Genomic DNA, 24,127 nt, shown 5'->3' with positions numbered 1-24,127 from the left:
GAGGTCTTATGAGGGAGATGTGGGATTTGAAGAAAAAATGAACATCACAATCCTAATAGTGACATTGGGATGAATCGTAAGAAATCAGCAGTTGATTTCGGTGGACGAGTAATCGCAGGAACAAAGGTCGTAGTAGTGAAGACGAGTTGCGAAAGTAAGTAAGTGTGAAGAGCCGAACGGTAAATGAAATTCCGAATTGAAATAGTAGTCGCGAAAAACGAAGTGCAGAAAATATGAGAAACGCTTTGGACAATGATGTTGGTAGAGATGAGAAAGGGAAAGATCATTTCCAGAGAGCATAGTTCTATCGGGGAGATGAAGCGGAAATTACCAGCCAAGAGGTCTGTTTTACCGAAGCGCCGTATAAGGATCCTGCGTACGGTGCTGTGAGAGGTCGACGAGGGAAACAATGCCTCGTCTCCCACTCGATTATTTTTTAGTATAAATACTTAGAAGGAGGAAGCTTCTTCCTTGTCCATTTTCCTAATCGAGAACGAATCCCAGTGCAGTAGGTAGCGCTTTCTCTAAGCGTTATATGCTAGAATGAAGGGGAAAGGAAGGGATTAGATGGTATTATTGGAATTAAATCAGGTTTCTTTTGCTCCTCATCAAGAAACAATCCTTCAAGACTTAACTTTTAGTGTTTCAAAAGGCGCTTTTTTGGCAATCTCAGGACCATCGGGGGGCGGGAAGAGTACGTTGCTCAAGTTGATTGCTACTTTGTTGACACCTACTGCTGGAGAAATTTTAGTCAATGGCAAAAGCCAGCAGTCTTATCCAGTGACGGAATATCGGCGACAGGTCTCTTATTGTTTCCAACAACCGACTCTGTTTGGAAAAACAGTGGCAGAAAATGTTGGGTTTCCTTTTGAGATTCGCAAACAGCCTTTTTCTGAAGAACGGGTGGAGGCTTTATTGCAACAGGTGGATTTGCCTGCTAGCTTTTTGGACAAACCGATATTGGAGTTATCCGGTGGTCAAAGGCAGCGGGTGGCTTTGATTCGCAATCTGATGTTTTTACCAAAAGTCTTGTTGTTAGATGAGGTGACGGTAGGCTTGGACGAAGTGAGTAAGCAGATTGTCCAACGCTTGATTCGCTCGGTCCACCAAGAGGGCGTCACCATTTTGCAAGTCAGTCATGATGACGAAGATTTGCAACAGGCTGAATCAGAGCTGATTATCGAAAAAGGGAGGCTTGTTTCATGGACCAATTAGCCGTCAATGATCTGTCTTTAGTCTTTGCTTTTGGCTTGGTGCTGATTGCAGTCGGAATTAGTTACAAGGAAAAACTCAAGCTATCGAAAGACATTTTTTATAGTATTTTTCGTGCAGTAATTCAATTGGTTATCGTAGGCTATGTTTTGAAGTATATCTTCCAATTGGACAATGTTTGGCTGACGACGGCTATGAGCTTGTTTATCGTTTTGAATGCCGCTTGGAATGCTCATAAACGCAACCCGAACCACCGTAAGCAGTATTGGAGTTCGCTTTTGGCGATCTTTGTCAGCACCTATGTGACGATGGGGGTCTTGATTGCCTCAGGAGCGATTCGCTTTATCCCATCGCAAATTATTCCCATCAGCGGGATGATTGCTTCAAATTCGATGGTGGCGATTGGCTTGTGTTACCGCAACCTAGCTAGTCAGTTTCGCGATCAACGGCAGCAAGTCTTAGAAAAATTAGCCTTGGGAGCTGATGCCAAGACGGCTTCACTACCCATCTTGAGAGAAAGCATCCGCACGGCCATGCAGCCTACTATTGATTCCGCGAAAACGGTAGGGTTGGTGAGTTTGCCGGGGATGATGTCTGGTTTGATTTTTGCCGGGGTAGATCCGGTACATGCGATTAAGTACCAAATCATGGTGACTTTCATGTTGCTGTCCACCACGAGCCTGGGTTCGATTATCGCCGGGTATACGGCTTATCACAATTATTACAATGAACAGTTACAGTTGATACGGGAAGAATAAAAAACGTATCGGTGCGAATAAAAAAGAGGAGCGGCCCAATCAAGGGTTCGCTCCTCTTTCGTATTTTGGAACTTATTCTGGTGCCATGATCATGGCTAAAATCATCGGATGACGCTCGGTCTTTTCAAATAGGAAAGGCTGGAGGGCATTGGTCATGGCTTCTTTTAATTTGTGCTCATTGACATCAGGCTGTTTCAATGCTTCTCGCAAGGCGCGGAAGAGCAGCGTTTGAGCTTCGTAAATCATATCGCCGGATTCCCGCATGTAGACGAAACCACGGGATAAGATATCTGGGCCAGCCAAGACTTCTTTTTTCTCTAAGTCCACGGTTGCAACGGCTAAGACTAAACCTTCTTCTGAAAGGATACGCCGGTCCCGCAAGACCACGTTACCGATATCACCGATGCCACTGCCATCAATGTAGACATCGCCACCATTAAAGTGACCTGCCAAGCGGGCACTGTCTGCCGTCAAGGCTAACATATCGCCGTTTTCCATAATAAAGCAGTTTTCTTTTGGCACACCGGTATCTTGAGCCAGGCCAGCGTGAATTTTCAACATCCGGTATTCCCCGTGAATAGGTACGAAGAATTTTGGCTTGATTAGGCGAAGCATCAACTTTTGTTCTTGTTGGCCACCGTGACCAGAAGTATGGACGTTGTTGAGCTTGCCATGAATGACTTCGGCGCCGGCTTCCATCAATAAGTTGATCAAGTGATTGACGCTAGTCGTGTTCCCAGGAATTGGGGAACTAGAAAAAATCACGGTATCTTCAGGTTGAATACTGATCTGACGGTGGGTGCCGTTAGCAATCCGACTCAAAGCGGCCATGGGTTCTCCTTGTGAGCCAGTACATAAAATCATGACTTCGTTGGAAGGAAGGCGTTTGAGTTCGCTGGCATCCACAAAAGTACCATCGGGAACATTGATATAGCCTAAGTTTTGCCCGTTGACGATGGCGTTTTCCATACTGCGCCCGAAGACAGCAATCTTACGGCCGCAAGCAACGGCTGCTTCAGCGGCTTGTTGCAGACGAGAGATATTGGAAGCAAAACTAGCAAAGATGATCCGACCGTTGATCTTTTCAAAAATCCGTTGAATCGATTGACCGATGACTTTTTCCGATTGGGTAAATGTCGGAATTTCCGCGTTGGTACTGTCGGAAAGGAGACACAATACTCCTTCTTCACCAATCTTCGCCATCCGGTGGAGGTTGGCTGGTTCGCCGACTGGAGTGAAGTCAAACTTGAAATCGCCAGTGTGGACGATGCTACCAGATGGTGTTTTCACGACCACCCCTAGTGCATCCGGAATCGAGTGGGTCGTCCGGAAAAAGCTGACGGAGGTTTTGCGGAAACGCAAGACGGTGTCTTCGTTGATTTCGTGAAGTTCAGCATCTCGCAACAGGCCATGTTCATCGAGTTTGTTACGAATCAAAGCCATTGCCAAAGGTCCGGCATAAATCGGTACGTTGACTTGCTTCAATAGGTAAGGGACACCACCGATATGGTCTTCGTGACCGTGGGTGATGACCAGGGCTTTGACTTTATTGACATTTTGGACGATGTAGCTGTAATCAGGAATGACATAGTCAATCCCTAGCAAATCATCTTCCGGAAACATGATGCCGGCATCGATAATGATGATTTCATCTTGGAATTGAACCCCATAACAGTTCTTCCCGATTTCACCTAAACCACCGACACCAAAAACGCCAGTCTCGTTATTTTTTAAATTGACTTTCATAGCTTAAAACTCCGTCAATTTGAAATCGGCATTTTCTTTTTCATATTCCAAGTGGTTGCCTTCCAAGGCTTGGATGTATTCGATATTGTATGGGGTATTTTTTTCCACCAACTCGCGAGCACCGACTTCATCGGCTGCTTCGAGGTAGAGGGAATGGGTTTGTTCCCGTTTTGGGTTGCGAATTTTTGTTTCTTGGTAATAAATTTTGAAAATCATAATTCAGTCTCCTTTATAAGTAAATGTGTCCTTTTATGCGTGAAACGGTACAGGAAAAAACACGAAGGGCAGCCTTCGTTGATGAGTATGCTTTTTACAAACAAGCGTGAGTAAAAAGAGAAAGCCTCGTCTTTGCTTTCTGCATGTTCTTTGTGAATCTTCAACCGTCCATGGTATGTGAGCATACCGCAATTGCTATTATTTTATCACAGATAATTTAATAAGTATAGAAACCTGAAGTCGTGTAAGGGTTTCCTAGTCAAAAAAAGGCGGAATTTTGGGTTCTCTTAAAAAATTTGCTGTGATATAGTAGAAGTAATTGCGACGGTCAATAGAATTTGTCCTTTTTCGAGCCAGGCTGCCAAGCTTTTCACGAGGGTTGGTAGCCGGCTTTCTGTCGCCCGAAAGGCTTTCGTCAGCCAGGTTGCAAGTGCTGATTGCTAAAGACTGACTGAGCCGGTCAAATTCTACCGGAGCTGCACCGATATGCAGCATTTGATGGTTGTGCTCTGGGCTACTTCCGCAATAGTTTTTCTTAGTAGTAAAGCTGATTGTGAAGGGCTAAGCCACCATTTGATGATAGATGTTTGCCCTGACTGGGGCTTAAGGGAACCAATCAGGGACAGTCAACGGTAAACGTTGGCCAGAATACAAGAGAATCGGGGGTTTTTGTTTGAAATTAATGTGGCACTACACGATGCGCTACAAAAAGTTATTACTTTTTGATTTTATTTGCGTCTTCGGTTTTATTTTAATTGAGTTGGGGTTACCTACCATTTTGGCTCGGATGATCGATCAAGCCATCCCCAACGCCAGTGGCAATCAGGTGAATCAATTGGGCTTATTGATGCTCGCAGTGGTGGTAATTGGGGTTATCATGAATATTTTACTGGGTTATTTTACGACTCGGATTACCACCAATATCACCGCCGATATTCGAGATGATTTGTTTGCTAAGACCCAGAGTTATTCTCATCAAGAATACGAAGCCATTGGAGTCTCCTCCTTGATTACCCGGGTTACCAATGATGCGTATCAAATCATGCTGTTTTTGCAAAACATTTTGCGGATGGGCTTTATGACGCCGATGATGTTTGCGGTGAGTTTGTACATGATTTTCCGGACCAGTCCTTCCTTGAGCTGGTACGTGTTGTTAGCCTTGCCAGCGTTATTAGTCGCGGTCGTCGCGATTGCCAAGATTTCTGATCCGTTATCCACCCGGCAACAAAAAAATCTCGACAAAATCAATGGTATTTTGCGGGAAAATCTTTCTGGTTTGCGAGTGATACGCGCCTTCGTCAATGAAAAGTTTGAAGAAAGCCGCTTCCGCAAAGTCAATGGGGCCTATACCGAAAGTTCCAAGAGCCTGTTTAAATTGATGGCCGTGGCTCAGCCGGGCTTTACCTTCTTATTCAATATCGTGATGGTATTGATCATCTGGAACGGCAGCAAGCAGATCGATGCGGGGCAGTTGCAAATTGGGGACTTGATCGCGTTTATCGAATACATTTTCCATGCCTTGTTTAGTTTTATGCTGTTCGCTTCTGTCTTTATGATGTACCCGCGGGCGGCCGTTTCCGCTCGTCGGATTCAAGAAGCGTTGGATGCGACCTCTGAGATTGCGGAAAAAGAAAGCCCAGTGACTGAGACTGCCAAAAAAGGGTATGTCACGTTTGAAAATGTGACCTTTGCTTATCCGGGACATGCCGAGAGCCCCGTGATCAGAGATGTCAGTTTTACTGCTAAACCAGGAGAGACCGTGGCGTTTATCGGTTCGACAGGCTCGGGTAAATCCACCTTGATTCAGTTGATTCCTCGTTTTTATGACGTCAGTGCCGGACGCGTCTTGGTGGATGATGTGGACGTACGAGATTATAGCTTAGCTGCTCTCCGGGAAAAAATCGGCTATATTCCCCAGAAAGCCTTGCTGTTTTCGGGAACGATTGCTGAAAACCTGCGTTACGGCAAAGAAGACGCTACTTTAGAAGAGATGCAACGGGCGGCGGATATCGCCCAAGCGGCGGAGTTTATCGCAGAACAACCGGAACGCTTCGATGCCCATCTTTCAGAAGGCGGTAGTAACTTTTCTGGTGGTCAAAAACAACGGTTAGCCATTGCCCGCGCGGTGATTCGGCGACCAGAAATCTATATTTTTGATGATAGTTTCTCGGCTTTAGATTACCAAACGGATGCCAAACTCCGGGCTCGTTTGAAAAAAGAAACCACTGAATCCACCGTCTTAATCGTGGCTCAGCGGGTAGGAACAATCATGCATGCAGACAAAATTATCGTATTGAATGAAGGCAATGTCGTGGGAATGGGTACCCACCAAGAACTCTTGCGGGACTGTCAGGTGTACTATGACATTGCTTCATCTCAATTATCAGAGGAGGAATTAGCCCAATGAACGCATTTTCTTCCTTAACTCGCTTGTTTCACTATATCAAGCCTTATCGTCATAAATTTGCTTTGGTGATGTTTTTCACCGTTTCGACAGTCGCGACCAATGCAGCCCTACCTTATGTCGTGGGCTTGCCTACCACCGAAATTACCAAAAATGTGGCCAATGGCGAAGCGCTGAACTTCGATTACATCATCAAATGTCTGATTGCCATCATCGTGGTGGGGCTGGCGTATTGTTTGGCTCAACTGGTGGCAGGGATTTTGATGGCGGAAGTTGTCCAAAGTGCCATGTACGATTTGCGGGAAGACATTGATACCAAAATCAATCGCTTGCCGGTAGCTTATTTTGACCGTAACCAGCAAGGAAATATCTTATCCCGGGTAACCAATGATGTGGATGCTGTTTCTGGAGCCATGCAACAAACCTTGACAGGGATTGTCACTGCGGTCCTAGGAATCATCATGGCAGTTTCCATGATGTTTTATATCAATTGGAAGATGGCTTTGGTAGCGATGATCATGATTCCGCTATCTTTCATCATTTCGCGAACCATTATCGGAATCTCCCAAAAGTATTTCCAAAACATGCAAAATGCGTTGGGGGACTTGAATGGGTTTGTTCAAGAAAATATGACTGGGTTTGCCGTCTTGAAGGTTTACGGACGGGAAAAAGAAACCTTGGAAAATTTCAAAAAAGTTAACTACAACGTCCGAAATAATGGTTTTAAGGCCTCCTTTATTTCAGGACTGATGAATCCTCTCGTGTCCCTGACGGCATATCTGGCTTATATTGCCATCGCAGTGATGGGGGGCCATTATGTGATTGCCGGTGTTATCGTGGTGGGGCAGTTGCAAGCTTTTATCCAGTATATCTGGCAGGTTAGTCAACCTTTGGGAAATATCACCCAGCTTTCCACCGTGTTGCAGGCAGCTTCTGCGGCTTCACGCCGGGTCTTCGAGATTTTGGATGAACCAGAAGAAAGTTTGAATGAAGAAAACGTACCCCTGCCCACACCGGTCCAAGGCAATGTGACGTTTGATCACGTAGCCTTTAGCTATGATCCGAAAAACCCGCTAATTACTGACCTCAGCTTTGAAGTCAAGGCGGGGCAAACTGTCGCAGTCGTGGGACCGACTGGAGCTGGTAAAACCACCTTAATCAATTTGTTGATGCGTTTTTATGACGTGGATTCAGGCGCTATCAAAATCGATGGCGTGGACACCAAGTCGATGGATCGCAGCGAAGTTCGTTCGGTTTTTGGGATGGTCTTACAAGATGCGTGGCTCTATGAAGGAACCATTGCTGACAATATCCGTTTTGGCCATCTGGAGGCGACGGATTATGAAGTGGTGGATGCAGCCAAAACAGCCAACGTGGATCATTTTATCCGCACCATGCCTGATGGTTACGAGATGACGATCAACGCCGAGGGAAACAACGTCTCCCTTGGGCAAAAACAATTGTTAACCATTGCCCGCGCCGTCATTTCAAATCCGAAAATTTTGATTTTGGATGAAGCCACTAGTTCGGTGGATACTCGATTGGAAGCTTTGATCCAAAAAGCGATGGACAAAGTAATGGAAGGGCGCACTAGTTTTGTGATTGCTCACCGTTTGTCTACCATTCGGGATGCTGATTTGATTTTGGTGATGAACCATGGCAATATCATCGAAAAAGGCAACCATGAAACCCTCTTAGCGCAAGGCGGCTTTTATAGCAAGCTCTATCAAAGTCAGTTTGCCGAAGACGGCGATTACGAATAACTAAAAACATCAGCTATCTCGGAAGTGTTCTATGGCTTCGTGGATAGCTGATTTTTTTGAAACGATTTGTGTTACAGGGGGAAACGTTGGATAATAAGGTTAGATTCTGAGAAAAAGGGAAGTCTTAAAGAAAGGCGTGTGAGGTGGATGAAACCTTTTATCGCAAAAAATGCGGTGGTGGTAGGAGATGTCCAGCTGGGGGCAGATGTTACCGTTTGGTACAATAGTGTGCTTCGCGGAGATGCTAACTCGATTACGATTGGTGCAGGTACAAATATCCAAGATGGTACGATTATCCATGTGGATCACGATGCCCCAACAAATATTGCCGAAAATGTCACGGTGGGCCACCAGTGTATGCTTCATGGCTGCCGCATTGAAAAAGGGGCTTTGATTGGGATGAGCAGTATCGTCTTAAATCATGCGGTGATTGGTGAAAATAGTTTGCTTGGGGCGGGCTCTTTGGTGACCCAAGGAACGGTGATTCCCCCCAATGTTTTAGCGTTTGGGCGACCGGCAAGAGTGATTCGACCACTAACTCCAGCAGAACTGGAAAAAAATCGGCAATATATCCAGCATTATATTGCGATGGGAGCAGCCCATCGAGAAGGGCATTTTCAATTAATTTACTAGAGCAAAAAAGAAGACGCTGATGAATATCAGTGCCTTCTTTTTTGGTCTAGATAGAGAACTTATAAAAAATTAGCTCCGTAGCAATTGGATTAGCAGTCCCACTACAACCCGAGGGATTCTCCGGAAGCGAGTCTGCCCTGTTTTGTTCCATTATTTATTCAAGCTATTGGAAGATTCCATGATTTCGTCGATCAAGCCGTAATCTTTGGCTTGTTGGGCGGTCATGTAGTTGTCTCGATCGGTATCTTTTTCGATGACTTCCAATGGTTGACCCGTACGTTCTGCCAAGATTGCGTTCAAGCGTTCGCGGGTTTGCAAGATATGACGAGCGGCAATCTCGATTTCTGTAGCTTGCCCTTGGGCACCGCCAAGAGGTTGGTGAATCATGATTTCAGCATTTGGTAAAGCAAAGCGTTTGCCTTTCGTACCTGCTGTCAATAAGAATGACCCCATTGAAGCCGCCATCCCCATAACGATGGTTACGACGTCAGCTTTGACGAAGTTCATGGTATCGTAAATTGCCATGCCGGCAGTCACGCTACCACCTGGTGAGTTGATGTACAAATAGATATCTTTTTCTGAATCTTGGGCATCCAAGAACAACAATTGAGCGATGATGGAGTTTGCCAAATCGTCGGTTACTTGGCCGCTTAACATGATGATGCGGTCTTTAAGTAAGCGAGAGTAGATGTCATAGGCTCTTTCACCACGAGACGATTGTTCAATTACTGTAGGGATTAAATTCATAAGAAAGTTTCCTCCTTTAAATTGTGCCACCGATGTTTAGGGTGGCTCAAGTTTTTTCATTCATAAGTGTAGCACAAATGTGCCGCGACTTCTAAAAAGAAGTATACACTGATGGTCAAAGTTGGTCAAACGAAAAAACTCAGGTCTGAGCTTCCCTTTCTATTGCGAGTCTTGGGGGCTTTTATGCTACAATAAAAATAACGAGTCATGGAACAATTTTGAAAAGTGAGGAGATTTTATGTCAGCCAATATCCTAACAGCAGTAGCCGCCTTGGTGGGGGTATTAATCGGGGCAATCATCGTCACGATCACCTTTAATTTACGAATTCGCTTCGAGCAACGAAAAGAACATCGCCGGCGGGTGTTGGAACACAAGGTACGAGAAATCGAAACCCTCTTATTATTGAATAAAAAAGTCCAAGAAATCTTACAAAAACGTTCAGCGACTTTGGAGGCTTACATCAGCTTTGATGCCTTTGATGATGCCTATATCACTATTGATGATTATGTTTATCTGCAATCATTTGTCTCGCAAAATAATTTTTACTTGCCTAATTTTATTGTGGAAGAATTCTTTACTAAGATTGGGCAACGGAAAGTGATTTTGACCCCCGAAGAGACGGTGAATATCGGTGGGTATGCTTACAAAGGTGGTCGCGTATTGCTAGAGCATTTCTCTGACTCCTTGGTGGAACTGATCAATGAGCGGAAAACGCAATTGAAGCAGTATTCTCAAGAGGAACTGACTTACTTATCCAATTAAGCTAGGGATCATCATTTTCAAAAAGAAGATGATGATCTTTTTTTAATAGACCAGGAGACAAGCGCCTAGGTTTTAGCCAGTATCAATGCTTTGGAATCAAGGAATATCCCCAACGTTGTTTCAAAAGGTCTCGAAGTGGTACAATGGATGCGATTGGAGTGAAACAGATGACACAAGTAGTTGCCCACCGTGGCGCTAGTGGGACCCGCCCAGAAAACACGTTGCCTGCATTTGCGGAAGCGGTGCGGGTAGAGGCCGACGTGATTGAATTGGACGTGCACCTGTCAAAGGATGGCCATTTGATGGTGATGCATGATGAAGAAGTCGATCGCACCACCGATGGCAAAGGTCTTTTGCGGGAGAAGACGCTAACTGAACTCAAACGTCTGAATGCCGGGGGCTGGTTTTCTTCAGAATATCAGTCCACCAAGATACCTACTTTAAAAGAAGTCCTAAACTTACTTTTGATGCGGAATTATCGTGGGGTCTTGACCATTGAAATCAAGACGGATAAGTACCACTATCCCGGGATTGAAGAAAAACTTAGCAACTTGATGACCAGTCAGCTCTGGCCGTTTGCTCACTGGTACTGTAGTTTCAATATGAAATCATTGGAAATCATCCATGAAATAGAGCCGGATGCCCAGTTGGATTTTATCATGGGAACGGCAGAATCCAAACCGCCGCTAGCCTTGAGTCGACCGTTTATCGAAGGGATTCATCCGAAGATCGACTGGGTGGAAACCCATGCGGCTCAAATGGCGGACTATCCAATTGCGGTGCGCCCTTGGACGGTAGATTCAGTTGAAGGGATGCGGCGCTGTTTAGTCTTGGGGGTAACGGGAATCATTACGAACTACCCAGAACGTTGCCGCCAAGTCATCATGGAGTATCGACGGGGGAAATAGATGGAAAAAGTATTGGCAATTGTCGGGCCGACTGCTGTGGGAAAGACGGCCTTGAGTATTGAACTGGCTCAGCGTTTCAATGGAGAGATCATCAGTGGCGACTCCCTGCAAGTCTATCGCAAACTAGACATCGGCACGGCTAAAGTAACACCTGAAGAAGCTCAAGGGGTTCCCCATCATTTGATTGATATTCGGGAACTTGACGAGGGGTATTCAGTAGCTGAGTTTCAAAAGATGGGGCGGCAGCTGATTAGCGAAATCACGGCTAAGGGTAAACTACCTCTAGTCGTCGGAGGGACCGGCTTATATATCCAGGCCCTGTTGCAAGATTTTACTCTCGGTGGCAAGCAAGAGCCGGGCGTAGATTTGGCAGCTGAAAATATCCGCCAACGCTATGAAACCTATGCCGACACCAACGGCAACCAAGCACTTTGGGACATCTTGAAGCAAAAAGATGCCCTGGCGGCAGCCCACATTCATTTCAATAATCGTCGGAAAGTGATCCGAGCTTTGGAAGTTTGGGAAGGCACCGGCAGCAGTATTCTCCAGCCACAAGTGCCCCCTAAAGCATTGTATGATACCTTTTTAGTGGGCTTAAATACCGACCGCAGCCTGTTGTATCAACGTATCAACCAACGAGTCGAGCTGATGTGGCAAGCCGGACTTTTGGCTGAAGCAGAACTTTTGCGAGAGCAAGAAGACAGCCAGGCGGCCAAAGGTATTGGGTACCGGGAATTTTTCCCTTACTTTAAAGGCGAGCAATCCCTTGAAGAGGTCAAAGAGCAAATTAAACAAGATTCACGACGCTATGCTAAACGACAGTTGACTTGGTTTCGTAACCGAATGACTCCTTATTGGGTGGATTTGGTCCAAGAGCCAGAAACTGTCACTAAGCTAGAGATGGCAATCAGAGAATGGTTGGAGGCTAACAATAGTTAATCAAAATATGTAAATACCTATAAATATATTATTCATAATATCAATATGTGGTGCAGTCATATTGAGGTGAAGATTATGACTATGTATTCGATAGGAGAATTTGGAAAACAAATAGGCGTAACGCCACAAACATTGAGAAATTGGGATAAAAAAGGTGAGTTAAAGCCTGCTCATGTCTCACAGGGTGGGACTCGTTATTATTCTGAAGAGCAACGAAATCAATTCCTAGGAATTGCTGGAAGAAAGAAACCAAAGAGAATAAGCATCGGTTATTGCAGAGTAAGTTCAAATAAACAAAAAGATGACTTGGAATAACAGATAGAGAATGTTAAAACTTACATGATTGCACGAGGGTATCAATTTGATATTATTCAAGATATCGGTAGTGGAATCAACTACAACAAAAAAAGGATTAACCCAATTAATTGACAGAATTACCAATGGAGAAATAGACAAGGTAGTGATTCTGTACAAAGACCGCTTAATCCGTTTTGGTTATGAACTTATTGAAAATCTTTGTAATAAATATGGCACAGAAATAGAAATTATTGACAATACAGAAAAGATGGAAGAACAGGAATTAGTCGAGGACTTAATTCAAATTGTTACTTTTAGTTGCCGGTTACAAGGAAAACGAGGGAATAAAGCTAAGGAGATGATTAAGGAGTTGATGGAAGATGATACGAGCCAAGAAAGTAAGACTACGCCCGACTAAAGAACAAGAAAAACAACTATGGCAATCGGCTGGTACTGCTCGATGGATTTTTAACTGGACGTTGAAATTGCAAGAAATGAATCATCGGTTCGGCGGGAAGTTTATTAGTAATAACGACTTACGCAAGCACATCACAAAAATGAAAAAGCGTCCAAAATATGTGTGGTTGAATAAAGTATCAAATAATATTGCCAAACAGGCAGTGAAAGACGCGTGTGATGCCTACAAAAAATGGTTTGATGGGATGACAGGCAAAAGTCGTTTAAAGGCCGAAAAACCACGACTCAAGTCAAAAAAGAAGTCGAAACCAGCTTTTTATAATGACAACATCAAGCTGAAAGTGAAGTCAAAATCAATTTTACTTGAAAAAATTGGTTGGGTAAAAACCAGCGAACAAATCCCAATGAATACAAAGTATTCTAATCCACGAATTAGTTTTGATGGAAAGTACTGGTATGTTTCAGTGGGGATTGAGGAAGAATACCCCGTGCAGAACTTAACAGGCGAAAGACTTGGAATTGATCTAGGTATCAAAGACTTAGCGATTGTTTCCAATGGTAAAGTTTACAAAAATATTAACAAATTAAGCAAAGTTAAAAAACTTGAGAAACGCTTGCGTCGGTTACAGCGTAACGTTTCTCGAAAATATGAGATGAATAAGGAGGGAAACCGATTTGTCAAAACGTGTAACATCTATAAATTAGAAAAGAAAATTCGGCATGCACATCGAAGACTAGCGAATATTCGTCAGAACCATTTACATCAAACAACAACGGAGATAGTGAAAACCAAACCATCAAGAATCGTTGTAGAAACATTGAATGTCAAAGGAATGATGAAAAATAAATACTTAGCAAAATCAGTTGCACAACAAAAATTCTATGAATTCAAGCGACAGCTTCACTATAAATGTGAAAATTATAGTATTGAATTAGTAGAAGCAGGTAAGTTTTATCCAAGTTCAAAATTATGCCATGAATGTGGACATAAAAAAGTGGACTTAAAATTGTCAGACCGCACGTATCATTGTGATAAATGCGGCTATACAGCGGATAGAGATTATAATGCAAGTCTGAATTTAGCTAGTTATAGTGCGTAATCTACGAGCTTCTACTGAGACAGAAACGTAGATATGTAGGATTCGTTGTATCCGAATTAACGCCTGCGGAGTGTTATAGCAAACGAGAGTAGCGAGCAAATGGCAAAATCGGACACGTAGAAACAGGAACTAAACATAAATCTGACAACGTTTATAGTTGGTTAGAATTATTTATAGATTTTTGGCAACGGGGTGACTGTGGAACAACAGGAACGAGTGATTTTAGTCGGGGTGGAAACAGAAGAAACCCGCCGCAATTTTGGGGAGTCCATGTTGGAATTGAAGGGTTTGACCAAAACGGCGCGGGGAGAAGTTTGCTTTTCCTTATTACAAAAACGACCCCAGGTGGATCGACAAACCATCATCGGTAAAGGAAAATTGCAAGAATTACGGCAATTGGTAGAAGCTCATGAAGCGGATTTGGTGATTTTTAACCATGAATTGACTCCACGGCAAGGGTCTCTCATCCAAGAAGAGGTGGGGGTGCCAGTCATTGACCGGGTGCAGCTGATTTTGGATATCTTTGCCATGCGGGCCCGCTCCAAAGAAGGAAAACTACAAGTCGAATTGGCCCAGTTGGACTATTTGCTACCGCGCTTGACAGGTCAAGGGAAAAATCTCTCTCGACTAGGAGGCGGAATCGGAACCCGAGGCCCTGGGGAAACGAAGCTAGAAACGGATCGGCGGCATATCCGTACGCGCATCACCAATATCAAGCGAGAACTCAAAGAAGTTGCCGCACATCGGGAGCGCACGCGGCAAAAGCGCCAAGGGGTCTTTCAAATTGGCTTGATTGGCTACACCAATGCCGGCAAATCAACTATTTTAAACATTCTCACCAGCGCCAATACCTATGAAAAAGATGAACTGTTCGCAACTTTGGATCCCTTGACAAAACGGTGGCGCTTGACGGAAGGTTTCGAGGTGACGGTGACGGATACGGTTGGTTTTATTCAAGACTTGCCGACACAGCTGATCGATGCGTTTCATTCGACGCTGGAAGAAAGTCGCAACATGGATTTGCTATTGCATGTGGTGGATGTCAGCTCTGAAGATCGGCCCCAGCAGGAACAAACGGTAGTTGCCTTGATGAAAGAGTTGGCGTTTGACCAAATTCCTTTATTGACAGTTTATAACAAAGCCGATCGCATTGTGGCCAATCAGTTTGTACCGACGATGTTTCCCAATGTCTTGATTTCCGCCAAGAGCAGCCGGGGGAAACAAGAACTGACGGAGGCGATCAAACTGCGCTTAATGGAGATTTTGACCCCTTATTCGGTCACCGTTCCCCAAACAGCCGGTCAAGAGCTCAGTCGTCTCAAACGAGAAACCTTGCTATTGCGGGAAGACTATTTGGAAGAGCAAGAAGCTTATCGGGTCAAAGGCTTTGCGCCAGCTAATAGTTGGGTTTTACGGTAACTGGCAAAACCGTCTCTGATAAACTCGGGGCGGTTTGTTTTAGCACATGAGGTGAGGGGTTTGGTAAACCCGGGACCTTTTGAACATACAATCAGGAGGCGCAAGTAGGTGTCGCTTTACTTACTAGCCTTTTCAAAACGAGGAGCGAGTAACATGAGTTGGACAACAGGTTTTGCACCAGAATTAGTGACAAAAATAGAAACAGTGGATAAAAAAATTGCCGGTCGCTTGGAGGAATTACGCCAGATTGCGTTGTCAAATCAAGCGAAGGTCTTGCAAGCCTTTACCCACCAACAAATTTCGGAAACCCATTTTATGCCTTCGACTGGCTATGGGCATGACGATATGGGACGGGATGCGCTAGAAGCTGTTTATGCAGAAGTTTTTGGCGCAGAGGCTGCGATTGTGCGCCCACAGATTGTTTCCGGCACCCACGCCATTGCTACCGCCTTGTTTGGGAGCCTGCGCCCAGGGGAAAAACTCCTTTACATCACTGGTACTCCTTATGATACCTTGATGGAAGTCATCGGTTTAGCTGGTAATGGTATCGGTACCTTGAAAGAATGGGGGATTGCTTACGATCAAGTCGATTTGCAGGCTGATGGTAGTGTTGATTTTGACGGGATTCGAGAAAAGCTAACCCCAGAAGTCAAAGTTGTGGGCATTCAACGCTCTCGTGGATACGCTAGCCGCCCCTCCTTTACAGTGGCGCAAATCAAAGAAATGTGTGACTTTGTCAAAGCAGTAGCACCGGATGTGACGATTTTTGTGGATAACTGCTATGGCGAATTTGCCGAACTATTGGAACCCACGCAAGTAGGTGCGGATTTGATGGCAGGCTCATTGATCAAAAATCCTGGTGGTGGCATTGCCAAAACTGGCGGCTATATTGCCGGTCGCAAAGAGTTGGTGGAACGCTGTGCTTATCAATTATCGGCACCAGGAATTGGGATTGAAGGGGGCGCGATGTTGAACACGGTGTTTGACATGTTACAGGGCTTTTTCTTGGCGCCTCACGTAGTAAACCAAGCGATTTGTGGAGCAGTTTTCACGGCGGCTTTACTCGAAGAATATGGGATTGATTCCACACCGCGTTGGGATGATCCCCGTACAGATTTGATTCAATTGGTGGATTTGAAAGAAAAAGCAGCTATGGTGAAATTTGCGCAAGCGATTCAAGCCTATTCGCCAGTGGATGCCTTTGTGGCGCCGATTCCTTCTTATATGCCGGGCTATGAGGACGATATCATCATGGCAGCCGGGACCTTTGTCCAAGGAGCTTCCATTGAACTGTCGGCAGATGGTCCGATTCGCGAACCGTATTCCTTGTATGTTCAAGGCGGTTTGACTTATGAACACGTCAAAATTGCAGTGGCTAATGCGGTAAATGCCGTGTATCACCAAGTAAACTAAATCTTGAAAAACTCAACCACCGAGTATTCCTACATTTTTTGGGGATACTCGGTTTTTTGTGGGCTATTTTGTGCTGTAAAGAGGCAAAGTAAATTTTTTTCAAAAAAAATTTGATAATGTTCGGCTTTTTCGGACCGGGAAATCCCCGTTCTAAAGGGAATTCTAAATTGTCGGAAAATTTTTGTATTCCAATGTTAGAAAAGCTGACATATGCCGTTGACGAATTTTTATTCGGTTGGTATAGTTATCACAAGTTCACACCACCACAAAATCTTATCTTAGCGAAACTTGATATCATCAAGCTTTTGACTAAGGAAAACTCACGCTAGTTGTTAGTAACTAATTGCTCTAGCTAAATTGGTTTTGTGAGGAGAGGAGGTTCCTATGGGAGAAAAAGAATTGCGTCGGACGTTATCGGTCTTTCCGATCGGCACAGTGATGAAGCTCACCGATTTGACCGCTCGTCAGATTCGTTACTACGAGGAACAAGATTTGATTCACCCAGAGCGTAGCGAAGGGAATCGACGCATGTATTCCTTAAATGATATTGATACTCTGTTGGAAATCAAAGACTACCTTTCCGACGGGTTGAACATGGCGGGGATCAAGCATGCTTATGAAATGAAACAAAAACAAGAGAAACAAGCCAAAGCCAAAAAGCCACTCACCGACAACGATGTCAGACGGATCTTTTATGACGAAATTTTGTCGCAAGGTGGGCTAAATCAAAAAAATCCATACCAGCAAGGGCCGCGGATGTAGCCTGTGTTGAGGGAATAAAAAAGCCAAAAAGGATGGGGATCGTATGCCAAAAGGAAATTACACAACCGAAGATATCCAACGTATTGCTAATGAAGAGAATGTCCGCTTCTTGCGGTTGATGTTTACCGACATCATGGGAACAATTAAGAATGTGGAAGTGCCTGTTAGCCAATTGAAAAAAGTCTTGGACAACAAAATGATGTTTGATGGGTCTTCCATTGAAGGGTTCGTCCGGATTGAAGAATCCGATATGTTCTTGTACCCAGACTTATCGACTTGGATGATCTTCCCTTGGGAAAGCGATCATGGCAAAGTCGCACGCTTGATTTGTGATATCTATAATCCAGATGGCACCCCTTTTGCTGGGGATCCTCGTGGAAACTTAAAACGGCAACTAAGCAAAATGAAAGAACTAGGCTTCACTTCTTTCAATTTAGGCCCAGAACCAGAATTCTTCCTGTTCAAACTGGATGAAGATGGCAATATTACCACTGACTTAAACGATGCGGGGGGCTACTTCGATTTTGCTCCGACTGACCTTGGGGAAAACTGCCGGCGGGATATCGTGTTGGAATTGGAAAACTTGGGCTATGAAGTAGAAGCTTCCCACCATGAAGTGGCTCCTGGTCAGCACGAAATCGACTTTAAATACGCAGATGTTGTCGATGCCTGCGACAATATCCAAACCTTCAAACTGGTGGTAAAAACCATCGCTCGCAAACATGGCTTGCATGCGACCTTCATGCCAAAACCACTATTTGGGATCAATGGTTCAGGGATGCACTGCAACATGTCCATGTTCAAAGGAGATGAAAATGCCTTCTTTGATCCAGAAGGAGAATTGCAATTGTCCACTACGGCTTATCATTTCTTAGGGGGCTTGATGAAACACGCCCGGGCCTATACCGCTGTTTGTAACCCGATTGTTAACTCCTACAAACGTTTGGTTCCAGGGTATGAAGCACCAGTTTATGTGGCTTGGTCTGGTTGCAACCGTTCCCCTTTGATCCGCGTGCCAGAATCACGGGGCTTGTCTACACGGTTGGAATTGCGTTCTGTCGATCCATCAGCCAATCCGTACATGGCGATGGCGGTACTTTTGGCTGCCGGCTTGGATGGGATCAAAAATGAATTGACACCACCACCAGCAGTCGATCGCAATATCTACATCATGACCGAAGAAGAACGGAAAGAAGCTCAAATTCAAGACCTACCGTCAACCTTGCACAACGCGATCAAAGAGTTACGGGTCAACGAAGTGATGGTGGATGCTTTGGGAGAGCATATCTTCTCCAATTTCCAAGAAGCCAAACGGATGGAGTGGGCTTCCTTTAGACAAACCGTCTCTGAATGGGAGCGGGAACAGTATTTGGAATTGTATTAATCAGCAATACAAACAGGAAATGCCTCGCCTCGAAGGAAACTGCTTCGGGGCGAGGCGTTTGTTTTGGTCTCGGGAGCTACTAGAGTTATACCATAGCAGGCTTAGTAGCCCGTAAATGAAACATACTAGCGGGTTGGTTCATGAAGAGGTGATCCGCTGTGTGGAAAGTATGACTTTTGATATGGGTAAAACCAATTGCTTGCAGCAGCTCCTGTAGTTGCCCTTGATCAAAGCCACTGTGGACTTTTGGGTGGGAGACGAGAGGATTCGTGTCGAAATCCACGAGTATCAGTTGCCCACCGGGAGTTAGCTGTTGGTAAAGTGCTGCTAATATCTCTTTCGTATCAGGAATGTGGAGTAGGACCAAGGACATTAGGACGATATCCGGTGGAGTCAGGGCTGGCTGTTCTCCCAGTAAATCCCCTTGGAAACTAGTGAAGTTTTCCAGTCCCGCAATCGTGGCTTTTTCTTGGGCAAGGTGACTCATTTCCTCCGAGAGATCCAAAAGTTCCACTTCTTTGACTAAGGAAGCTAAGGGGAGACTAAGCAAACCAGTGCCGCCACCATAGTCTAACAGTGTTTTGTCGCTGGCTTCCGCAAAATCTGGGCGAATCTCGGTTAAGATAGTTTCAGCGAGGGCTTGGCGTTGTGGGGTATCGTAAGTTTTCGCTAATTGGTTGAAAACATTTGTCATCGGTATGCTCCTTGTGTTTTGATTATTGCCATCATATCACAGGTCTGGGGATGGAGGATTAGGTATTTCTTGGCAAAAGAGATTCTTTAGAAAAAGCCTTTTCAAAAAATATCCGCCTTGACTTTTGATTCTTCAGCTTGTATTATCCTACTTGGGCACCCTTTTAAGAGGGTACACAAACTGTGATCTCAAAGCTCCCTATTCATCTGGATAGGGAGCTTTTCTATTTTCAGGAAGCTTTCTTGAAAAATTGTTCGACAGTGCTTACCAACAAATACGAGAAGGAGTAGTTTGAATGACAAAATACATTTTTGTGACTGGTGGCGTAGTTTCATCAATCGGGAAAGGGATCGTGGCAGCTTCTCTAGGACGTCTCTTGAAAAATCGCGGGTTGAAAGTAACGATCCAAAAATTCGATCCTTATATCAACGTCGATCCAGGGACAATGAGTCCATACCAACACGGGGAAGTCTTTGTCACCGATGATGGCGCAGAAACCGATTTGGACCTAGGGCATTATGAACGGTTTATCGATATCAACTTGAACCAATATTCCAACGTCACCACTGGGAAAATCTACTCCGAAGTGTTACGGAAAGAACGCAAAGGGGAATATCTAGGAGCGACTGTCCAAGTCATCCCTCATATCACCAATGAAATCAAAGAAAAAATCATGCGGGCAGCCAAAATGACTGACTCAGATGTCATCATCACTGAAGTCGGTGGAACGGTAGGGGATATCGAATCCTTGCCATTTTTGGAAGCTTTACGCCAAATGAAAGCTGACGTAGGCGCGGACAATGTCATGTACATCCACACGACTTTGATCCCTTACTTAAAAGCAGCAGGGGAAATGAAAACAAAACCAACCCAACACAGCGTCAAAGAACTTCGCGGTTTGGGGATTCAACCAAATATCCTTGTCGTTCGCACTGAGTTACCAGTCGAGCAAGGTACTAAAAACAAATTGGCGCAGTTTTGTGACGTGGCACCAGAAGCTGTTATTGAATCTCGCGACGTGGAAACATTGTACTCCATTCCTTTGATGTTGCAAGCTCAAAAAATGGACCAAATCGTCTGTGATCATTTGAAAATCGACGCACCAGCTGCAGATATGACGGAGTGGCAAGCTTTGGAAGAAAAAGTCTTGAATTTAAAACGCAAAGTTAAAATTGCCTTAGTCGGCAAATATGTGGAATTGCCAGATGCCTATCTTTCAGTCGTGGAATCTTTAAAACATGCTGGTTTTGCTTATGATGCCGATATCGAATTGGATTGGATCAAAGCACAAGACCTTACAGCTGACAACGTGGAAGAATTGTTGCAGGATGCTGACGGGATTTTGGTTCCTGGAGGCTTTGGCGACCGCGGGATTGAAGGTAAAATCGAAGCCATTCGTTACGCTCGGGAAAACGATGTGCCGTTCCTGGGTATCTGCTTGGGGATGCAAATGGCCTGTGTCGAATTTGCTCGCAACGTGGTAGGCTTGGAAGATGCGGCTTCAGCGGAAAACAATCCCGATACAGCCAACAACATCATCGACTTAATGGCTGACCAAGAAAACATTGAAAACTTAGGTGGGACATTGCGTCTAGGCTTGTACCCTTGTAAAATCAAAAAAGGCACCACCACTGCCGCAGCTTATGCAAACGGTGATGTCGTACAAGAACGCCACCGTCACCGCTACGAATTTAACAACCGTTACCGGGAAATTTTCGAAGCAAACGGCATGACCTTCTCCGGTGTTTCTCCAGACAATCGTTTGGTTGAAATTGTTGAAATTACTGATAAGAAGTTCTTCGTAGGTTGCCAATTCCACCCAGAATTGATTTCTCGACCAAACCGGCCACAACGCTTGATTAAAGCTTTCGTAGGGGCTTCTTTAGGGGAAGAAATCGGGGAATAAGAGACGGTAACAAAAGTGTCATTTCTTCAATCGAAGTCTAATCAAAAATGCAGAACCAGCGGCGATCACGCCGCCAGTTCTGCATTTTTTCGTAAATTTGGCTTCATTCCTCAATTTTCTTCTATAACAAATCATCAGCGGATGCTAGCCCTTAGCCTGCGATTTCATCTGCAAAAAGTAAGGTGACCTCAAAAAAGTCAATGGTATGACGTCTTCGTTGTGCAAGTCGACGATCCCAACCGTTTGTGTGAAGGTGATCGGCCCTTTAATTGACAAACCATTTATGCCGTGACAGCCCACCGACCGTCTAGCCAGGACCACAGTAGCCGGCGGACATAGCCAAATAAGCGCAAAGCCACATAGCTCAGAGCGAGGGCCATCGGCGGGAAATGAGCGGAAGCGAGAGCGACCAGCATTGCGCCAAAGCTACCGAAACGATCATGACAAACAGCTGGGGCTAAGCTGAACCAATACAAGAGGTTGGCAACGATGCCGGCTATCCCCAAGATTGTCCCTAAAAACAGCAGACTTTGGAGGGCAAATTCGCCACTGATTCCCCTGACGCTTTCACCGATTAAACTCATGATTTTAAAGTCTTGTTCCTGGGTTTGTGCGAAGAGACGGAAACTACGATGACAATAAGCAATCGTCGTTCCCCCGGCACAGAGTGTGACGAGAAGGGCAACCCCTTGAAAGATGCGGATTGGGATCAACGGAGCTTGGATCAGCTGAATCAGAGAACCGGTGCCATTTTCTGCTTCGCGTAAACCAGTGGCGACTTCTCGGTACCAATCGCTCAATAAATAAAAGCCGTTGACGCCACAAAAAGTGATCAGGCTCAGTAAGAAGACGAGGACCGCGGTGCCCCAAATTCCCGGTGTGCGGATCAGATTTTTACTAGCATTTTCAGCGAAATAGCTGGTTTTCCAAAACATCATCAGATTATTTTCCCTACTTTCTAGCCTTTTCCTCTCATATTTACGTTCATTTTAAGAAGCAAAGGATTGTGCTTTAACTTGCTTCATTATACCAAGGGGAAGGGGATTTTTTGCTTTGAAAGGAGAAATTTCCAAAAAAGGTAGGGTATCAGAAACGAGGCCGGTAGCGATAATTGTCATGGTTTGATTATTTTCCTTAAACCATCATGAGTTTTCTGAAAAAGATAGGAAAATTTCGCCTTTTTTAGGGAAATCCGAGAAGAATAAGGCGGTATTACTAGCGCTTATCGGATAACTTTGCTAAAATATAGACGTTGGTTAAGTCACGGCTTAACAAATAAAGTACTCAATTTTAGGAGGAATTTTATCATGCCAGTAGTATCATCAGCAGAATTTCTGAAAGCAGCTCGTAAAGGCGGTTACGCAATCGGCGGCTACAACACAAACAACTTGGAATGGACTCAAGCACTCTTGGAAGCAGCAGAAGCTAAAAAAGCTCCAGTCATGATCCAAACTTCAATGGGCGCAGCAAAATACATGGGTGGCTACAAATTGATCGTAAACTTGATCAATAACTTAGTTGAATCTATGAACATTACTGTACCAGTTGCTATCCACTTGGACCATGGTGACTACGACGCAGCTATGGCTTGTATCGACGCTGGCTACACTTCAGTTATGTTCGATGGCTCTCATTTGCCATTTGAAGAAAACTTGAAAAAAGCTCGTGAAGTTGTTGAAGCAGCTCATGCTAAAGGTATCGCAGTTGAATGTGAAGTTGGTTCAATTGGCGGTGAAGAAGACGGAATCATCGGTGCTGGCGAATTAGCTGACATTAACGAATGTGTCCAAATGGTTGGTACAGGTATCGACTCATTGGCATGTGGTATCGGTAATATCCACGGTGTTTACCCTGAAAACTGGCAAGGTTTGGCATTCGACCACTTAGCAGAAATTGCTAAAGCTGTCGGCGAAGATGTGCCATTGGTATTGCACGGCGGTTCTGGTATCCCTCAAGAACAAATCGAAAAAGCAATCTCTATGGGGATTTCTAAAGTCAACGTTAATACTGAATTCCAATTGTCATTTGCAAAAGCAACTCGCGAATACATTGAAGCTGGTAAAGACCACGAAGGTAAAGGATTTGACCCTCGTAAATTGTTGGCTCCAGGTAAAGCTGCCATCGTTAAAGATGCAGAAGAACACATCGACTGGTTCGGTTCAGCTAACAAAGCCTAAATCAAAACTAGTTAAATCACTAACTATAAAACTCCCACGACTGCAAGTTTTGCGGTGGTGGGAGTTTTTTTGTGGATGAAGAACTTATAAAAAACTATGCGCCAAGAAGCTGATGTATTAGGATTTAAGAGCGGATCAGGCCATCTTTTTGATGCTGGAAAAAGGTAAAAATTTAGCGACCTAGACATTGATATAAGGATAGCTAGATTGGAAAATGCCAAATACAAAGCAATTTGTCGTTACTCGTTCATCTTTCTGTAAGATGTAACTATATGGGTAATAATTTTATAGTCATTTCAGTATTTAAAGCTACTGTCATATCAATTCTACTGGACAAGTTTTCACCCTCCTAACTCTAATGATAGTTGGCTTTATGAAGGAGCTTCTTCCGCCTTGCTAGTAGAGACTAAAATCTAATAGCCTTTACCCGGTGAATCTTGCCGGTTTTCTCTTAAGTCGGCATAAACAA

The 24,127-nt window shown here is 44.5% G+C and carries 20 protein-coding genes and 1 pseudogene; 16 read left to right on the top strand and 5 right to left on the bottom strand.

Features of this window, described 5'->3' with window-relative positions:
• Positions 1-567 precede the first annotated feature (567 nt).
• Complete coding sequence (locus ACO03U_RS06760) at positions 568-1,215, top strand: ABC transporter ATP-binding protein (RefSeq protein ID WP_161868814.1); 648 nt, start codon at positions 568-570, stop codon at positions 1,213-1,215.
• Positions 1,203-1,970, top strand: a complete 768-nt coding sequence (locus ACO03U_RS06755; protein ID WP_161868813.1) for an ABC transporter permease — start codon at positions 1,203-1,205, stop codon at positions 1,968-1,970. Before ACO03U_RS06760 ends, ACO03U_RS06755 begins: the two co-directional genes overlap by 13 nt.
• Positions 1,971-2,042: 72 nt before the next feature.
• Here ACO03U_RS06755 and rnjA read toward each other — a convergent pair whose 3' ends face one another.
• Together rnjA and ACO03U_RS06745 are read right to left on the bottom strand one after the other, a co-directional pair.
• A complete protein-coding gene (rnjA, locus tag ACO03U_RS06750) occupies positions 2,043-3,716 on the bottom strand; it encodes a ribonuclease J1 (protein ID WP_204686804.1) in 1,674 nt (557 codons plus the stop codon).
• Between the two features lie 3 nt (positions 3,717-3,719).
• The gene (locus ACO03U_RS06745) at positions 3,720-3,932 is read right to left on the bottom strand and encodes a DNA-directed RNA polymerase subunit epsilon (protein WP_204686805.1); all 213 of its coding nucleotides are present in this window, start codon (positions 3,930-3,932) and stop codon (positions 3,720-3,722) included.
• A 673-nt stretch (positions 3,933-4,605) separates the two neighbouring features.
• Between ACO03U_RS06745 and ACO03U_RS06740 the strand changes: the two genes are divergently transcribed.
• The 3 genes from ACO03U_RS06740 to ACO03U_RS06730 all read left to right on the top strand — a co-directional run bounded on the left by ACO03U_RS06740 (position 4,606) and on the right by ACO03U_RS06730 (position 8,732).
• A complete protein-coding gene (locus tag ACO03U_RS06740) occupies positions 4,606-6,339 on the top strand; it encodes an ABC transporter ATP-binding protein (protein ID WP_204686806.1) in 1,734 nt (577 codons plus the stop codon).
• Complete coding sequence (locus ACO03U_RS06735) at positions 6,336-8,099, top strand: ABC transporter ATP-binding protein (RefSeq protein WP_204686807.1); 1,764 nt, start codon at positions 6,336-6,338, stop codon at positions 8,097-8,099. The genes ACO03U_RS06740 and ACO03U_RS06735 overlap by 4 nt, the downstream gene beginning before the upstream one ends.
• Positions 8,100-8,246: 147 nt before the next feature.
• Positions 8,247-8,732: a gamma carbonic anhydrase family protein gene (locus ACO03U_RS06730; RefSeq protein ID WP_204686808.1), complete on the top strand. Its 486-nt coding sequence runs from the start codon at positions 8,247-8,249 to the stop codon at positions 8,730-8,732.
• A gap of 150 nt (positions 8,733-8,882) precedes the next feature.
• Here ACO03U_RS06730 and clpP read toward each other — a convergent pair whose 3' ends face one another.
• Positions 8,883-9,479, bottom strand: a complete 597-nt coding sequence (gene clpP / locus ACO03U_RS06725; RefSeq protein WP_204686809.1) for an ATP-dependent Clp endopeptidase proteolytic subunit ClpP — start codon at positions 9,477-9,479, stop codon at positions 8,883-8,885.
• A gap of 238 nt (positions 9,480-9,717) precedes the next feature.
• Here clpP and ACO03U_RS06720 point away from each other — a divergent pair, with 238 nt between their 5' ends.
• The 9 genes and pseudogenes from ACO03U_RS06720 to glnA all read left to right on the top strand — a co-directional run bounded on the left by ACO03U_RS06720 (position 9,718) and on the right by glnA (position 18,881).
• Positions 9,718-10,242: a hypothetical protein gene (locus ACO03U_RS06720; RefSeq protein WP_161868806.1), complete on the top strand. Its 525-nt coding sequence runs from the start codon at positions 9,718-9,720 to the stop codon at positions 10,240-10,242.
• 167 nt (positions 10,243-10,409) lie between these two features.
• Positions 10,410-11,150 (top strand): glycerophosphodiester phosphodiesterase, encoded by a 741-nt coding sequence (locus tag ACO03U_RS06715; protein ID WP_204686810.1) that lies wholly within the window; start codon positions 10,410-10,412, stop codon positions 11,148-11,150.
• Positions 11,151-12,089 carry a tRNA (adenosine(37)-N6)-dimethylallyltransferase MiaA gene (miaA, locus tag ACO03U_RS06710; RefSeq protein ID WP_204686811.1) on the top strand — a complete coding sequence of 313 codons (939 nt, stop codon included), beginning with the start codon at positions 11,151-11,153 and terminating at the stop codon, positions 12,087-12,089. It begins immediately after the preceding gene.
• Positions 12,090-12,164: 75 nt separating this feature from the next.
• Positions 12,165-12,804: pseudogene (locus ACO03U_RS06705) on the top strand (IS607 family transposase).
• On the top strand, positions 12,767-13,903 hold the full coding sequence (locus ACO03U_RS06700; protein ID WP_204686812.1) for an RNA-guided endonuclease InsQ/TnpB family protein: 1,137 nt from the start codon (positions 12,767-12,769) through the stop codon (positions 13,901-13,903). The pseudogene ACO03U_RS06705 and the gene ACO03U_RS06700 overlap by 38 nt, the downstream one beginning before the upstream one ends.
• Before the next feature lie 198 nt (positions 13,904-14,101).
• Entirely contained in the window at positions 14,102-15,322 is a 1,221-nt protein-coding gene (gene hflX, locus ACO03U_RS06695; RefSeq protein WP_161868802.1) for a GTPase HflX, read from the top strand.
• 153 nt (positions 15,323-15,475) lie between these two features.
• Entirely contained in the window at positions 15,476-16,735 is a 1,260-nt protein-coding gene (locus tag ACO03U_RS06690) for a methionine gamma-lyase family protein (protein WP_161868801.1), read from the top strand.
• 384 nt (positions 16,736-17,119) lie between these two features.
• Positions 17,120-17,497, top strand: a complete 378-nt coding sequence (locus ACO03U_RS06685; RefSeq protein ID WP_161868800.1) for a MerR family transcriptional regulator — start codon at positions 17,120-17,122, stop codon at positions 17,495-17,497.
• 43 nt (positions 17,498-17,540) lie between these two features.
• Positions 17,541-18,881, top strand: a complete 1,341-nt coding sequence (glnA, locus tag ACO03U_RS06680) for a type I glutamate--ammonia ligase (protein ID WP_161868799.1) — start codon at positions 17,541-17,543, stop codon at positions 18,879-18,881.
• A gap of 85 nt (positions 18,882-18,966) precedes the next feature.
• On the opposite strand, the gene ACO03U_RS06675 is transcribed toward glnA, so the two are convergent.
• Positions 18,967-19,575 (bottom strand): class I SAM-dependent methyltransferase, encoded by a 609-nt coding sequence (locus ACO03U_RS06675; RefSeq protein WP_204686813.1) that lies wholly within the window; start codon positions 19,573-19,575, stop codon positions 18,967-18,969.
• Between the two features lie 295 nt (positions 19,576-19,870).
• Here ACO03U_RS06675 and ACO03U_RS06670 point away from each other — a divergent pair, with 295 nt between their 5' ends.
• The gene (locus ACO03U_RS06670) at positions 19,871-21,481 is read left to right on the top strand and encodes a CTP synthase (protein WP_204686814.1); all 1,611 of its coding nucleotides are present in this window, start codon (positions 19,871-19,873) and stop codon (positions 21,479-21,481) included.
• Between the two features lie 281 nt (positions 21,482-21,762).
• Here ACO03U_RS06670 and ACO03U_RS06665 read toward each other — a convergent pair whose 3' ends face one another.
• On the bottom strand, positions 21,763-22,419 hold the full coding sequence (locus ACO03U_RS06665) for a hypothetical protein (protein WP_204686815.1): 657 nt from the start codon (positions 22,417-22,419) through the stop codon (positions 21,763-21,765).
• Between the two features lie 369 nt (positions 22,420-22,788).
• Here ACO03U_RS06665 and ACO03U_RS06660 point away from each other — a divergent pair, with 369 nt between their 5' ends.
• Entirely contained in the window at positions 22,789-23,658 is an 870-nt protein-coding gene (locus ACO03U_RS06660; RefSeq protein WP_161868795.1) for a class II fructose-bisphosphate aldolase, read from the top strand.
• Positions 23,659-24,127 lie beyond the last annotated feature (469 nt).

It is taken from the genome of Enterococcus diestrammenae (genome assembly GCF_049384045.1).
Taxonomy (GTDB): domain Bacteria; phylum Bacillota; class Bacilli; order Lactobacillales; family Enterococcaceae; genus Enterococcus_C; species Enterococcus_C diestrammenae.
The sequence above is the reverse complement of the archived record's forward strand: the minus strand, read 5'-3'. Positions and strand labels throughout refer to the sequence as shown.